The 14,190-nt window shown below is 75.1% G+C and carries 14 protein-coding genes; 4 read left to right on the top strand and 10 right to left on the bottom strand.

All coding sequences use genetic code 11. The features are described from left to right. Positions 1-98 precede the first annotated feature (98 nt). Positions 99-593, top strand: a complete 495-nt coding sequence (locus ACYVKY_RS20155; protein ID WP_460436772.1) for a DUF2505 domain-containing protein — start codon at positions 99-101, stop codon at positions 591-593. A gap of 8 nt (positions 594-601) precedes the next feature. Continuing rightward, complete coding sequence (locus ACYVKY_RS20160) at positions 602-823, top strand: hypothetical protein (protein ID WP_460436773.1); 222 nt, start codon at positions 602-604, stop codon at positions 821-823. A 131-nt stretch (positions 824-954) separates the two neighbouring features. Here the strand turns inward: ACYVKY_RS20160 and ACYVKY_RS20165 are convergent, their stop codons facing one another. Further along, a complete protein-coding gene (locus ACYVKY_RS20165) occupies positions 955-2,319 on the bottom strand; it encodes an FAD-binding oxidoreductase (RefSeq protein WP_460436774.1) in 1,365 nt (454 codons plus the stop codon). 17 nt (positions 2,320-2,336) lie between these two features. Beyond that, a complete protein-coding gene (gene pruA, locus ACYVKY_RS20170; protein WP_460436775.1) occupies positions 2,337-3,965 on the bottom strand; it encodes an L-glutamate gamma-semialdehyde dehydrogenase in 1,629 nt (542 codons plus the stop codon). A gap of 76 nt (positions 3,966-4,041) precedes the next feature. On the opposite strand from pruA, the gene ACYVKY_RS20175 reads away from it, so the two are divergent. Continuing rightward, complete coding sequence (locus ACYVKY_RS20175) at positions 4,042-5,439, top strand: glycoside hydrolase family 1 protein (protein ID WP_460436776.1); 1,398 nt, start codon at positions 4,042-4,044, stop codon at positions 5,437-5,439. Positions 5,440-5,442: 3 nt separating this feature from the next. Here the strand turns inward: ACYVKY_RS20175 and ACYVKY_RS20180 are convergent, their stop codons facing one another. After that, the gene (locus ACYVKY_RS20180; protein ID WP_460436777.1) at positions 5,443-6,123 is read right to left on the bottom strand and encodes a molybdopterin-dependent oxidoreductase; all 681 of its coding nucleotides are present in this window, start codon (positions 6,121-6,123) and stop codon (positions 5,443-5,445) included. Further along, complete coding sequence (locus ACYVKY_RS20185) at positions 6,120-7,883, bottom strand: ABC transporter ATP-binding protein (RefSeq protein ID WP_460436778.1); 1,764 nt, start codon at positions 7,881-7,883, stop codon at positions 6,120-6,122. The genes ACYVKY_RS20180 and ACYVKY_RS20185 overlap by 4 nt, the downstream gene beginning before the upstream one ends. Positions 7,884-7,972: 89 nt before the next feature. Between ACYVKY_RS20185 and ACYVKY_RS20190 the strand changes: the two genes are divergently transcribed. Continuing rightward, the gene (locus ACYVKY_RS20190) at positions 7,973-8,533 is read left to right on the top strand and encodes a TetR/AcrR family transcriptional regulator (RefSeq protein ID WP_460436779.1); all 561 of its coding nucleotides are present in this window, start codon (positions 7,973-7,975) and stop codon (positions 8,531-8,533) included. A 13-nt stretch (positions 8,534-8,546) separates the two neighbouring features. Here ACYVKY_RS20190 and ACYVKY_RS20195 read toward each other — a convergent pair whose 3' ends face one another. From ACYVKY_RS20195 to ACYVKY_RS20220, 6 genes are all read right to left on the bottom strand, one after another. Next, entirely contained in the window at positions 8,547-9,497 is a 951-nt protein-coding gene (locus ACYVKY_RS20195; protein WP_460436780.1) for an NAD(P)H-dependent flavin oxidoreductase, read from the bottom strand. 7 nt (positions 9,498-9,504) lie between these two features. Continuing rightward, on the bottom strand, positions 9,505-10,011 hold the full coding sequence (locus ACYVKY_RS20200; protein WP_460436781.1) for a DUF6912 family protein: 507 nt from the start codon (positions 10,009-10,011) through the stop codon (positions 9,505-9,507). Further along, on the bottom strand, positions 10,011-11,048 hold the full coding sequence (locus tag ACYVKY_RS20205; protein ID WP_460436782.1) for a patatin-like phospholipase family protein: 1,038 nt from the start codon (positions 11,046-11,048) through the stop codon (positions 10,011-10,013). The genes ACYVKY_RS20200 and ACYVKY_RS20205 overlap by 1 nt, the downstream gene beginning before the upstream one ends. Next, positions 11,045-12,475, bottom strand: a complete 1,431-nt coding sequence (locus ACYVKY_RS20210) for a WS/DGAT/MGAT family O-acyltransferase (RefSeq protein WP_460436783.1) — start codon at positions 12,473-12,475, stop codon at positions 11,045-11,047. Before ACYVKY_RS20210 ends, ACYVKY_RS20205 begins: the two co-directional genes overlap by 4 nt. A 99-nt stretch (positions 12,476-12,574) precedes the next feature. Beyond that, on the bottom strand, positions 12,575-13,288 hold the full coding sequence (locus tag ACYVKY_RS20215) for an HAD family hydrolase (protein WP_460436784.1): 714 nt from the start codon (positions 13,286-13,288) through the stop codon (positions 12,575-12,577). Positions 13,289-13,295: 7 nt separating this feature from the next. Next, positions 13,296-14,190: AAA family ATPase (locus ACYVKY_RS20220; RefSeq protein WP_460436785.1), on the bottom strand; the 895-nt coding region annotated here is incomplete at its 5' end.

The raw sequence follows: 14,190 nt of genomic DNA on the forward strand, positions 1-14,190 counted from the left end.
CGACACGTGTGACACGCCAGAGCGCCTCGTCCAGTGCCTCCCGGACGGCAGGACGCCGCGCGTGCGGGCCCAGGGCGCCCGGCAGTAGGTTCGGCGCCATGAAGCTGCAGGAGGAGATCCGCTACGACGCCCCGCCCGCCGACGTCGCGGCGATGCTCGCCGACCCGTCGTTCGTCGAGGACAAGTGCCGTGCCACCGGCGCGCTCGAGCAGACCGTCGAGGTCGACGGCGACGCCTCCGGCCCGTTCACCGTGACCACGGTGCGCCACATGCCGACGGACGAGTTCCCGGACGTGGCCAAGAAGTTCGTCGGCGACACCGTCGTCATCAAGCAGGTCGACACCTGGCAGGCCGCGCAGGAGGACGGCTCGCGCAGCGGCGACGTGCGGCTGAAGATCGCCGGCGCGCCCGTCGAGCTGCTCGGGACGATGGCCCTGGCGCCGTCCGGGAGCGGCACGCTGCAGGAGCTGGTCGGCGACCTCAAGGCGTCGGTCCCCCTCCTCGGCGGGAAGCTCGAGAAGGCCGCCGCCCCCGCGATCGTGATGGCGCTGCGCAAGGAGCAGGAGGTCGGCCGGGCGTACCTCGCCGGCTGAGCTCTGGCGTGGACGGCCCCGCGCTCGTGCAGCGGCTGCTGGTCGACGTCCCTGCGGTCGAGCACGTGGTGCGCGAGCACCCGAACGACGACGACGATCTGCTGCTCGACCTCGCGCTGCGCGAGGGGGATCGCTACGTCCAGGACGCCGTGCTCGTGTCGTTCGTCGAGGGTGCGGGCGCGTTCCGGAGGAGGCGCCGGAGCTCCTGTCCACCTGGCCACCCCGGTTGACCGCCGCCCGCGCACTCCTCTGACCGGACCACAGGTGCCGCGAGCACAGCTGCTGGCAGGTTCGCCCGGACGGCGGTGCAGGACCCCGGATGGGCCGGACCTGCCTGCGTTCCTGCCCGCTCGCGCGGGGGTCAGACCAGGAACTTGCCGGGGTTGAGGATGCCCTGCGGGTCGAGCGCGGCTTTCACGGCGCGCTGCACGTCGAGGTGGACGTCGCCGACCTGGCGCTGCAGGTGGCCGCGCTTCGCCAGCCCGACGCCGTGCTCGCCCGTGATGGTGCCGCCCAGGTCGAGCGCCAGGTCGAGCAGCGCCGAGAACGCCTGCGCCGCACGGTCTCTCGCGTCGACGTCGTCGCGCGGGTACACGATCGTCGGGTGCATGTTGCCGTCGCCGGCGTGGCCGAAGGTGGCGACCTCGACGTCGAACCGCTCGCCCACCTCGCGGCACCCGGCCACCAGCGCGGGCACCGCCGAGAGCGGGACGCCCACGTCGTCGAGCACCCAGCCCCCGCGGGCCTCGAGCGCGGTGACGGCGCTGCGCCGCGCCATGGTGAGCATCGACCCCTCGGCCGGGTCGGACGTCGCCATCGCGAACGACGCGCCGGCCTCCTCGCAGAGCCGTTGCAGCGCCAGCGACTCCGCGGTACCGGCGTCGCCCGGCTCGTCGGTCTGGAGCAGCAGCAGCGCCGCGGCGGAGCGGTCGAGACCGGACGGGTGCAGGTCCTCGACGGCGGCGACCGTCGCCGCGTCCATGAGCTCGCACATGCTCGGGCGCATCGAGGCGACCACGGACGACACCGCACGCCCGGCGTCGACGAGGTCGTCGAAGACCGCGACCACCGTGCACGGCTGCGCCCGGGCCGGCAGCAGCCGCACCGTCACCTCGGTGACGACCCCGAGCACCCCCTCGCTGCCGACGAACAGCCGGGTGAGGTCGAGCCCGGCGACGTCCTTGACGGTGCGCCCGCCGGTGCGCAGCACGCGGCCGTCGGCGAGCACGACCTCCAGGCCGAGCACCGCGTCCCGGGTCACCCCGTACTTCACGCAGCACAGGCCACCGGCGTTCGTGGCGACGTTGCCCCCGATCGAGCAGAAGTCCTGCGAACCGGGGTCGGGCGCGTAGAACAGCCCCTTCTCGGCGACCGCGCGCTTGAGGTCGCCGTTCACGACCCCCGGCTGCACCACGGCGAGCATGTCGTCGGGGTCGATCTCGACGACGGCGTCCATCCGCTCGACGCACAGCACGACGCACCCGTCGACGGCGTTCGCCGCCCCCGCCAGCCCGGACCCCGCGCCGCGCGGCACCACCGGCGTGCCGGTCGCCGACGCCCACCGCATGGTCGCCACGACGTCGTCGGTCGAGGCGGCCCGCACGAGGGCGAGCGGCGTGCCGGCGGGCGACCACGGCTCGCGGTCGCGCGAGTACGACGCGACGACGTCGACGTCGGTGACCAGGGCGCCCGGCGACAGCGTCGGCGCCAGGTCGGTGAGGCTCATGCGAGAGCTCCTCGGGCTCAGCCCATGTGGGGGTAGCGGTGGTCGGTCGGCGGGACGAACGTCTCCTTGATCGACCGGGTCGACGTCCACCGCAGCAGGTTCTGCGCGGCGCCCGCCTTGTCGTTGGTGCCCGACGCGCGCCCGCCGCCGAACGGCTGCTGCCCGACGACGGCGCCCGTGGGCTTGTCGTTCACGTAGAAGTTGCCCGCGGCGTAGCGCAGCCGCTCGGTCGCGGACGAGATCGCTGCCCGGTCGGTGGCGATCACCGCCCCGGTGAGCGCGTAGTCGGCCACCGACTCCATCTGCTCGACGACCCGGTCGTAGCGGCGGTCGTCGTAGACGTGCACCGCCAGGATCGGCCCGAAGTACTCGGTGGTGAACACCTGGTCGGTCGGGTCGCTCGCCTCGAGCACGGTGGGACGCACGAACCACCCGACGCTGTCGTCGTAGGTGCCGCCCGCGAGCACCTTCACGTCGGACGCCGCGTGCGCCCGGTCGATCGCGTCCTTGTGCTTGGCGAAGGCGCGGTCGTCGATGACGGCCGACATGAAGTTCGAGAAGTCGGTCGTCGGGCCCTGGGTGAGCGACTCGGTGAGCTGCACCAGGTCGTCCTTGAGCGAGCGCCACAGCGAGCGCGGCACGTACGCGCGGGAGGCGGCCGAGCACTTCTGCCCCTGGTACTCGAACGCGCCGCGCACCATGGCGATCTTGAGCACGTCGACGTCGGCGGAGGGGTGGGCGAGGATGAAGTCCTTGCCGCCGGTCTCGCCGACGATGCGCGGGTAGGTGCGGTACGAGGCGATGTTCTCCCCCACCGAGCGCCACAGGCGCTGGAACGTCGGCGTCGAGCCGGTGAAGTGGATGCCCGCCAGGTCGCGGTCGGCCAGCAGCACCTTCGAGACGTTGAGACCGTCGCCGTGCACGAGGTTGATGACGCCGGGCGGCAGGCCCGCGGCCTCGAGCAGCGCCATCGTGAAGTGCGCCGACAGCGCCTGGGTGGGCGACGGCTTCCAGACCACCACGTTGCCCATCAGGGCGGGTGCGGTCGGCAGGTTGGCACCGATCGCGGTGAAGTTGAAGGGCGTGATCGCGTAGACGACGCCCTCGAGCGGACGGTGGTCGCTGCGGTTCCAGACGCCCTTGCTGTTCGCCATCGGCTGCTCGCGGTAGATCTCGCCCGCGAAGTGCACGTTGAACCGCAGGAAGTCGATCAGCTCGCAGGCGGCGTCGATCTCGGCCTGCACGGCCGTCTTGGCCTGCCCGAGCATCGTCGCGGCGTTCAGGGTCGCGCGCCACGGGCCGGACAGCAGCTCGGCCGCCTTGAGGAACACCGCCGCGCGGTCGTCGAACGACAGCGCCCGCCACCCCGGCGCCGCGCGCTTGGCGGCCTCGACCGCGGACTGCGCGTCGGCGACGGTCGAGTTCTTCAGCACCCCCAGCACGTGCCGGTGCTCGAACGGCGCGGTGACCTGGGTGCGGCGGCCCCCACCCATCACCTGCTCGCCGTCGACCCAGTTCGGCAGGTCGTGCCGCTGGCCCCACAGCTCGGCCAGGCGCACCTCGAGCGCGGCCCGTTCGGGGCTGCCGGGGGCGTGGTCGAGCACGGGCTCGTTGACGGGGGCGGGGACTCGGGTCACGGCGTCCATGCCGCTCATCATGCCGTGTCCGGCACGCGCGTCCAGCCGCGCCGCCCGACGCCCCCCACCTGCCAGGATGGGCGCCATGACCAGCGTGCAGTTCCCCGACGGCTTCCGGTGGGGCGTGGCGACCGCCGCGTTCCAGATCGAGGGCGCGTCCGACGTCGACGGCCGCAAGGACTCCATCTGGGACGTCCTGTGCCGTCGTCCCGGCGCCGTGCTGAACGGCGACACCGGCGAGGTCGCCTGCGACCACTACCACCGGATGCCCGAGGACGTGCGGCTCATGAAGGAGCTCGGCGTCGGCACCTACAGGTTCTCGACGTCGTGGGCCCGGGTGCGCCCGGACGGCGGCGACGTCAACCAGATGGGCGTCGACTTCTACTCGCGCCTGGTCGACGAGCTGCTCGAGGCCGGCATCCGGCCGTGGCTGACGCTGTACCACTGGGACCTGCCGCAGGCGCTCGAGGACGAGGGCGGCTGGACCTCGCGGCGCACCGCCGACGCGTTCGTCGAGTACGCCCTGACGATGCACGACGCGCTCGGCGACCGCGTGCCCACCTGGACGACGCTGAACGAGCCCTGGTGCTCCTCGCTGCTGTCGTACGCCCGCGGCGAGCACGCCCCCGGTCGCACGGAGCCGCGGGCCGCCGTCGCCGCCCTGCACCACCTGCTGCTCGCCCACGGCCAGGCCGCGCAGGCGCTGCGGTCGGCGGGGGTCGGGGCCGGCCGCGGCGACGAGCTCGGCATCACCCTGAACGTGGGTGGCTTCGTCCCGGCCGACCCGGCGAGCGAGGGCGACCTCGAGATCGTCCGGCGGCTCGACGGCCTGCAGAACCGCGTGTTCCTCGACCCCGTGCTGCGCGGCGAGTACCCCGCCGACGTCGTCCGCGACCTGGAGCCGTTCGGCTTCGCCGACCACGTGCGTGACGGCGACCTCGAGCTGATCGCCACCCCGATCGACGTGCTCGGCATCAACTACTACTCGTCGTCCCTCGTGCGCGACGGCCAGGGCGAGTGGCCCTCGCCCTGGGTCGGCGCCGACACCCCGGAGGTGGCGCGGGTCGAGGTGGTCGAGCGCGACGTGCCCCGCACCGCGATGGGCTGGGACGTCACGCCGGACGTGCTGCGCGACCTGCTGGTGCGCTTCGACCGCGAGTACGACCGCCTCGGCGCCGGTACCGAGGTCGTCATCACCGAGAACGGCGCCGCCTACCCCGACCCCGACCCGGTCGACGGTCGGGTGCCGGACAAGGACCGCCGGGCCTACCTCGAGGCGCACCTGCGGGCGTGCCACGAGGCGATCGAGGCGGGCGTGCCGCTGACGGGCTACCTGGCGTGGTCGTTCATGGACAACTTCGAGTGGGCGTTCGGCTACGACCGCCGGTTCGGCATCGTCCACGTCGACTACGACACGCAGGTGCGCACGCCCAAGGACAGCGCGCTCTGGTACTCGAAGGTGATGCAGGACAACGGGTTCTGAGTCCTACCCCGACCACAGCCCCTGCTTGATCCGCGACGCGAGCCGCCGGTACACCGGCCCGACCAGCCGCGCGGGCAGCACGGGGTGCCGCTCCTCGAGCCAGACCCGCCCGCGCGGGTGCAGCCCGAGCAGCCACCACTGCACCCGGCGCAGCGGCGTCGTGCGCAGCCCGGCGGGCTCGCTGTCGTGCACCTCGAGCCGGCGCAGGTGCTTGACGCTGACGTAGCCGTACTGGCCCGGGCTCACCAGGCGCAGCGGTGCGCCGTGGTCGCCGTCGAGCGGTGCGCTGTCGAGGGTGTCGGCGAGCAGCACGTGCGGCGCCAGCGCGTCGCGCAGCTGCACGACCGAGCAGAACCCGTCGGCGCCGCGGAACAGCAGGTGCGTCGGCCGGCGGCCGGCCGCGAGCCGCGGCTCGACCACCTCGCGGTAAAGGTCGGCGACGGCCACGCCCTCCCAGCGCAGCCCGGTCGCCGTCCACCCGGCGACGCAGTGCAGGTCGGCCTCGACCGTCCGGCGGGGCAGCTCGCGCAGCCGCCCCAGCGGCAGCTCGAGGTCGTCGCCGGCGCCCCGCACGACCAGCACCGGGTCGGGCGGCACCGGCGGCGGCGGGTGGCGCAGGTCGACGCCGAACCGCGGGAAGCCCTCCACCGCAACCTGTCCGGGCGGCAGGGCGTGCTCGCTCACGCGTCCACGGTAGTCCTGTCACCGGCGTCCAGGTCGGGCGCGTGGTCGTCGTGGATGCGCAGGGCAGCGACCAGCTCGCGGTAGAGGTCGTCGGACGCCAGCAGCTCGGCGTGCGACCCGACGGCGCGCACGCGACCGGCGTCCATCACCACGATCTGGTCGGCGTCCAGCACCGTCGACAGCCGGTGCGCGACCGTGACGACGGCCGCCCGCGACGCGACGTCGGCGATGCACTGCTGCAGCGCCTGCTCGGTGATGCCGTCGACCTGCGCCGTCGCCTCGTCGAGGAGCAGCACCTCCGGGGTGCGCAGCACGGCCCGGGCCACCCCGACGCGCTGCCGCTGGCCGCCGGACAGCTCGCCGGCCTGCAGCGAGGTGTCGACGCCCTGCGGGAGCGCCGCGACCACGTCGGTGAGGCGGACGGACGCGAGCGCCGCGGCCACCTCCTCGTCCGAGGCGTCGGGGTGGGTGAACGTGACGTTCTCGCGCACGGTGCCGGGCACCAGCGGCGTCTCCTGCTCGACGTAGGCCAGCCGCGCCCGCACCTCCTGCGGCGTCCACTGCGCGTACGGCCTGCCGTCGAGCCGGATCTCGCCCTCGGACGGCTCGAGGAAGCGCAGCAGCAGCGACAGCAGCGTGGTCTTGCCGGCACCCGACGGCCCGACGACCGCCGTGTGGCCGCGACGCGGGATGCGCAGGTCGACCCGCGAGACGGCCTCGCCCGCGTCCGGCCCGTACCGGGCGCTCACGCCGACCAGCTCGAGCACGTGCGCGTCGTCGCGGTCGGTGGGCTCGGGCGCCGCGTCGGGGGCGGTGACGGGCTCCGGCTCGAACCGGCGCATCTGCCCGATCCGCTCGGCGGCGGCGATGCCGGACTGCAGCGCGGTGAGGTTGCCGGTGAGCTCGGTGATCGGACCCATCAGCCCGAAGGCGTAGAGCAGGAACGCGATCAGCGTCGAGACCTCCATCGCCCCCTGGGACGCCCGCCACGCCCCCACGCCGAGGATGACGATGATCGCCAGCTGCAGGCCGGTCCAGGCGATCGTCCAGACCGTCGCGCTCGTGACCGCGGCGCGGACGCCGTACCGGGCGGCGGTCTCGGCGTGCCCGCCGACCACCTCGCCGATCCGGGCCTCGGCGCGGCTCGCCTTGACGGTGCGGATGGCGCGCACCGCGCCCTCGAGCGTCGACCCGATCTGGCCGACCGCCTCCTGCGCCTTCGCCTCCGCGGCGGCGATGCGGGGCAGCAGCGCCAGCATCAGCACGGTGACGACGGCCACCGCGGCGACGGTGGTGCCGAGCAGCGGCAGGTCGAGCACCCCCATCAGCACGAGCGTGCCCACCAGCATCACGCTCGCGTTCACCAGCCCGACCAGGCTCGACGAGGCCTGGTGCAGCAGGCCGGTGTCGCTGGTGACCCGGGTGACGACCTCGCCGGACGGCGTGCGGACGACCTCGCCGACCCGGGCGCGCAGGACGGTGTCGACGAGCAGCCGGCGCGCGGCGAGCACGACCGCCTCCCCGAGCCGCCCGAACAGGATCCACTGCACGAACGAGACCGCGGCGCCCGCCACCACCAGCACCAGCAGCCAGAGCACCGGGCCGGCGAGGTCCCCGGAGGTGCCGAGCGAGTCGAGCACCCACTTGGTGACGAGCGGGGTGGCCAGACCGGCGGCGCTGGCGAGCAGCCCGAGCAGCAGCCCGAGCAGCAGGGCGCCCCGGTGGGGGCGCAGGAGGTCGAGCAGAATGCGGAGTCTCACGCCCCGAAGTGGAACACATCTGTTCCGGTCTCGGCAAGACCCGGCCCTGGTCGGGTCGCCCTCGCTCCGGCGCGCCTATGCTGCGTCGCGTGACCGAGGTCGAGACCGGGGCCCGTTCCCGCACCCGCCAGGCGATCCTCGGCGCCGCCGTGCGCACGCTCGCGGCCGACCCGTCGGCGAGCCTCGGTGACGTCGCGGAGGCCGCCGGCGTGGGTCGCACCACCCTGCACCGCTACTTCCCCGAGCGGTCCGACCTGGTCGCCGGCGTCACCGGTGAGTGCGCGCGGTCGGTCGTGGCCGCCCACGACCGGGCGCGGCTCGACGACGGCACCGGCCGCGAGGCGCTGCTGCGCCTGTGCCGCGAGTACTTCGACCTCGGCGACGTGCTGGCCCTGGTGTTCCACGGCGTCGTCGCCCTCGACGCCGGCGTCGTGCCGGGCGACGACGGCGAGGCCTCGCTGCGGGTGTGCGCCCGCGGCCACGACGACGGCAGCATCGACCCCGCCCAGCCGCCGGCGTGGATCGTCAACGTGCTGTGGTGCGCGCTGTACTCGGGCTGGTCGTGGACGCAGGAGACGGGCGCCTCGCGGCACGACACCCTCGAGCTGCTGCTGCGCAGCCTCGACGGCTCGGTGCGCCCGCGCGACTGACCGCACGCGACGCTCAGGCGGGGCGGTGCCGGTCGGCGGCGGCACGCAGCAGGTCGACGCCCGTCCCGAGCTCCGCCACCACGTCGGCCGCCGGCCGCTCGAGGTGCAGTGCGCCGACGCCCTCGCCCGCGTAGACCGGCGCGGCCTCACCGGCCGTTGCGCGGTCGGCCTCGATCCGCGCGAGCACCGCGTCGTCCGAGTCGAGCTCGTCCACGCGGGACGCCCACTCGTCGGTCACCCCGGTGCGCAGGTGCCGGCCGCCGTACTCGGCCGGCCAGGCGAGCCGCTGACCCCGGTCGAAGACGGACGAGTAGGTCGTCGAACCCGGGCCGGCGTTCCGGAGCCGTTCCCGCACAACCGGACTCGTCGTCGCCTCGGGGCAGAGCAGGAACGCCGTGCCGACCCAGACGCCGGCGGCACCGGCGGCCAGCGCGGCCGCCACCCCGCGCGGCCCGCTGATCCCGCCCGCCGCCAGCACCGGCACGTCGGCGAGGTCGAGCACGTCCTGCAGCAGGGGCAGCGTCGCCACGGCGTCGCGGCCGTGACCGCCCGCCTCGCTGCCGCGCACCACGAGCAGGTCGACGCCGGCGTCGAGGGCCCGGCGGGCCTCCTCGACCGTCCCGACCTGGGTCGTGACCGCGCACCCCGCGGCGCGCAGCGGATCGAGGAAGCGCTCGAACGGCCCGAAGGACACGCTCACCAGGGCCGGCGCCAGGTCGACGCAGGCCTCGAGCAGCTCCGGACGGGTCTCGAGCACCCAGGCCATCAGTCCGACGCCGAAATCGCCTGCGGCAGCAGCGATCCCACCCTGCTCTCGCAACCAGCCGACCGTGGACGACGGGGCGACGCCGAGGGTCCCGAGGCCACCGCCGCGGGTGACGGCCGCGGCGAGCGCGCCACCCGCCGCGCCGGCCATCGGCGCCTGCACCACCGGCACCCGCAGGTCGTCGACGCGCCAGACCACCTGCGCCTCAACCCACCTCGAGGTCGGTGAGCACGAGCGAGGTCTCGGTGACGTCGAACCACAGCAGGTCGTGCCCCTCGGCGCCGTCGACGACGAACTGGGCGTCGTCGTCGCCCGCGTCGGCCGCCTCGACCGCCTCGACCGCCGCGGCGACGTCGGTGGCGGCGTCCTCCTCGTCGACGTGGATGCTCACGACGTCGGACCAGGCCACCGGACCCGGCAGCAGCACCTGCGAGCGCGGTCCGGCGTCACCGTCCGGCAGCGTGATGGCGACGTCGACGTCGGCCGCCAGCACCACCCGCCGCCGCGGCGCCGACGGGTCGTCGCCGAGCAGCCGCAGGGACGCCTCGGCCGCCTCGACCATCGCGGCGTACTCGAGCTCCTCGGCGTCGCCCTCGGTGTACCACTCGCGCAGCGCCGGCGTGACCGCGTGCGCCGTCAGCTCCACCACCACCTCGCCCGCCGAGACCCACTGCGACAGCAGCGGTCCCGTGCCCGGAAGGAACACGCGCATCAGCCGGCCTCCTCGTCGTGCAGCTCGTGCTCGTCCGCTGCGGCCCCCACGCGGTCGACCAGGGCCTCCAGCTGCTCGGGGTCCTCGAGCGCCTCGGCGCTGGTGCGGATCGCGGTCTCGAGCACGTGGCGGCGACGGTTCACGTCCATCAGGTTGGCGCCGATCGCCTCGAGGTCGGCCACGCCCGGGCCGAGGACCGTGACGTCGGTGCCCTCGGCGTGCACCTTCGCCACCTCGCGCAGCGCCCGGCGGGTCACCCGGGCGCGGAACGCCCGCTCCAGCCTGGCGGTCACGCCCCGGGGGTCGTCGACCGCGAACGACGCCATCGGCGCGAGGACGAAGACCTCGTCGAGGTCGTGCCCCGCCGCCAGGTCGATGTTCGTCGACGACGCGGCGCCCCCGTCGATGTAGCGGACGCCGTGCAGCACGACCGGCGCGTACCAGCCGGGGATCGCGCACGAGGCCATCACGGCGTCGGCCAGCGAGGCCGGCGGCTCGGCCGGGTCGCCGAACGCGACGCGGCGGCCGGTGTCGAAGTCCATCGCGACGGCGCGCACGCCCGGGTGCGGCGACCAGCCGTCCACGCGCGCGCCGACCTGCTCCTGCACGTCGGCGACGAGCTTCCCGACCGTCGCCAGCGTCCCCCGCCCCTCCGGTGCGAGCGCTGCGAGCACGGCGGTCGGGGGCAGGTGCCGCAGCCTCGCGGCCCCCTGCCGCACCAGCGTCCTGGAGCCGAACCCGGCGCGCGGGCGCGGGGGCAGGGCACCACCGGTCGCGGTCTCGTAGTCCCAGCCGATCCGCGCGAGCGGGCCGGACCGCGCGGTCTCGCCGAGCTGGTGGGCGGTGAGCTCCTCGACGCTGACGCCGGCGCCGAGCAGCGCCGCGGTGAGCGACCCCGCCGACGTGCCGATCACGAGGTCGGCCTCGCGCGGGTCGAGGCCCTGCACCTGCTGGAGCGCCCCCAGCGCGCCGACGGTCCACGCGCCGCCGAGCACGCCACCGCCCCCGAGCACGAGCCCCCAGCGCCGACGGCTCACCGCACGGTCCCCCGCAGCTCCTCGAGCGACTCGGACACGCACTGCGCCAGCACGTCGAGGTCGGGCATCGCCTCGCGGTCGGCGTTGAGCCCGTAGAAGACCCCGCCCTTGTACGAGGTGAGGCCGACCGCGAGCCCCTGCCCCTTGGCGAGCGGGATCACCGGGTAGGTCTCGACCAGCTCGGCCCCCGCGGCGTAGAGGGCGTGCTGCGGCCCGGGCACGTTCGTCACCAGCAGGTTGAACACCCGTCGCGAGAGCCCGCTGGCCACACGGGCTCCCACGGAGTGCAGCGTCGCGGGCGCGAAGCCGCCGACCTCGGCCAGCCGCCGCGCGGGCAGGCCGCGACCGGTGTCGGCGTGCGCCTTCATCCGGTAGGCGATCTGCTGCAGCCGCACCGTCGGGCTCGGCTCCCCCAGCGGGAGGTCGACCAGCAGCTGCTCGACCCGCGCGACCCGCTCGCCGGAGCGCGGGTCGTCGGACCGCACACCCACCGGCACCATCGCCCGCAGGGTCGTGGTCGGCGCCACGCGCGCACCCCGGGTGAGCATCCACTCGCGCAGTGCACCGGTCAGGGTCGCCAGCACGACGTCGTTCACGGTGATCGGCGCCGCCTCGGCGGCCGCCTTGCCGCGCCGCCGGCCGCCGGTGGCGTGGAACGCCCTGATCTCGCGGTAGGTCTCGAGCTCGGTGGCCACCGTCCCGAACCGACGGTGCTCGCCGATGACGACGTTGAGGGGCGACTCCGGCGCCGGGCTCGTGGCGGTGCGCACCACGCTGGTCAGCGCCCCGACCACCTTCTCGACGTTGACCCGCACGTCGGCCGCACCGGTGCGGACGGTGTCGAGCACGTGGGTCGGCGCCTGGACGGCGTCGGCGACCGCCCCCGTGATGAGCTCGACCAGCGACGGCTCGCGGTCCGGGGTCCAGGTGTCGGTGGGAGCCGGTGTGGCGGAGGGGGTGTCGTCGAGCACGACCTGCGACAGCTCGACCGCGTTCACGCCGTCGACGAGCGCCTGGTGCGACTTGGTGACCACGGCGAACCGGCCGCCCTCGAGCCCCTCGACGACGTACGCCTCCCACAGCGGCCGGCTGCGGTCGAGGTGGCGGGGCATCACGCGGGCCACCAGGTCGCGCAGCTGGGCCATCGTCCCCGGGCGCGGCAGCGCCGACCGGCGCACGTGGTAGCTCAGGTCGAAGCGCTGGTCGTCGACCCACAGCGGGTTGGCGAGGCGTCCCGGCACCTGGCGGACGCGCTGGCGGTACCGGGGCACGAAGGCGATGCGCGCGGCGATGTGCCGCGCCAGCACGTCGAAGTCGAACCCGCCCTCGGGCGGGTCGAAGACCATGACGGAGCCGACGTGCATGACCGTCGTGGGCTCCTCGAGGTACAGGAACGACACGTCGAGCGGCGTCAGCCGGCTGGTCACCGCCCGCCTCCTTCCGTCCGGCCCGGGCGGGCGCGTCCTCGCACCCTAGTCAGCGGCACCAGCCCGCACCCAGGGAACCGGGGCGCGGCGTGCCCTACGTCACGTCGCGAGGTCGAGACCGGTCAGCTCGCGCAGCGAGCGCAGGGTCGAGTCGACGTCGCGGTGCAGCACGGCGTGCATGCCGACCGCCTCGGCGCCCGCGACGTTGGACGGCAGGTCGTCGACCATCACGCAGCGGGACGGCTCGACCCCGAGCAGCTCGGCGGTGCGGGTGAAGATGCGCGCCTCCGGCTTGCGCATGCCGACCTCGCCGGAGATGACGACGACCTCGAACATCTCGTCCCAGCCGGTGCGGTCGTAGGTGTTGCCCCACGAGTTCGACAGCAGCGCCGTGCGCATCCCCGCGCGGCGCGCTGCGCGCACCAGGTCGTGCATGCGCGGCTCGGGGGCGTCGAGGCCACCGAGCATGCGGTCGAGCAGCCCGTCCGCCCGCACCTCGACCCCGCGCCGCACCAGCTCGCCCGCCAGGAGCCGCTCGAAGTCCTCGCGGGGCAGCTCGCCGCGCTCGAGCGCCGCGACGGGCCCGGCCGCGAGGTCGCCGCCGAGCGACCCGCCCGCCACCTCGTCGGTGCCGCGCGCCGGTGCCGGCTCGACGAAACCCCACTCGCGCAACGTGTCGCGGTAGAGCTCCATCGGGACGCCCTCGGCCTGCGCCCAGCCGCCGAACGCCTGCGCGAGGGGGACGGTGAGGACGCCACCCCAGTCGACGACCAGGACGTCGGGGGCGGGCGCGTCGGGCGCGGGTGTGCTCACGCGCCCATCATGCCGGGGTGCGGCGGCGGCGCCCGCGGCCGGACCTGCCCGCGGCCGGGCGGTTGCCGGCGAGCAGGGCCGCCAGGTCGGCGACCACGAGCCGGGCGGGCGAGGACGGCGCGTGCTCGGTGAGCGAGCGCCCCGCGAGCAGGGCGCCGTCGAGGGCGTCGCGGTCGTCGGGGACCGTGACGACCTGGGTGACGCCCGCGTAGCGCTGCAGCGCCTCGGCGACGCGCCGGTGGGGGTCGCTGCCGGTGGCGGACGCGCGCACCCGCGTCACCACCACGCGGGGGGCCGCGTGGGGCACGGCCTCGGCCAGCTCGCCCAGGCCGCGCACGAGCCGCTGGAGGCCGACCGGGTCGCCGGCCCCGACGGCGAGGACGACGTCGGCCGCCTCGAGGGCCGACAGCGTCGCCGCGTTGCGGCGCGGCGCGAGGGTGTCGTAGACGATCTCCTCGTCGCGCTCGAGGCTGAACCCGGTGTCGACGACGGTGAACGCCGCGACCTCCCGCGCCACCGACCACACCTGCTCCAGCGACGAGCTCGACAGCTCCGGCCACCGGTCGGCCCGGGTGATGCCGGTGAGGACCCGCAGGTGCGGGGCCACCGTGGGCGACAGCCGCGCGAGCATCGTGGCATCGAGGGTGCCCGCGGACGCCGAGCGGCAGGCGGCCGCCAGCCCGGGGGCCTCGTCGAGGACGCCGAGGGTCTGGGCGATCCCGGCGGCGTAGGTGTCGGCGTCGGCGAGCAGGGTGGTGCGGCCGAGCGCCGCGAGCTCGGCGGCCAGGGTGGTCGCGACCGTGGTGCGGCCGGGCGAGCCCGCGGGCCCCCACACGGCGGCGAGGGCGCCGCGCTGCACGGGGGCGTCCGGCAGCAGCGGGTGCGCCGGGCGCGGCGGCGCC

The organism is Angustibacter speluncae, assembly GCF_054777815.1.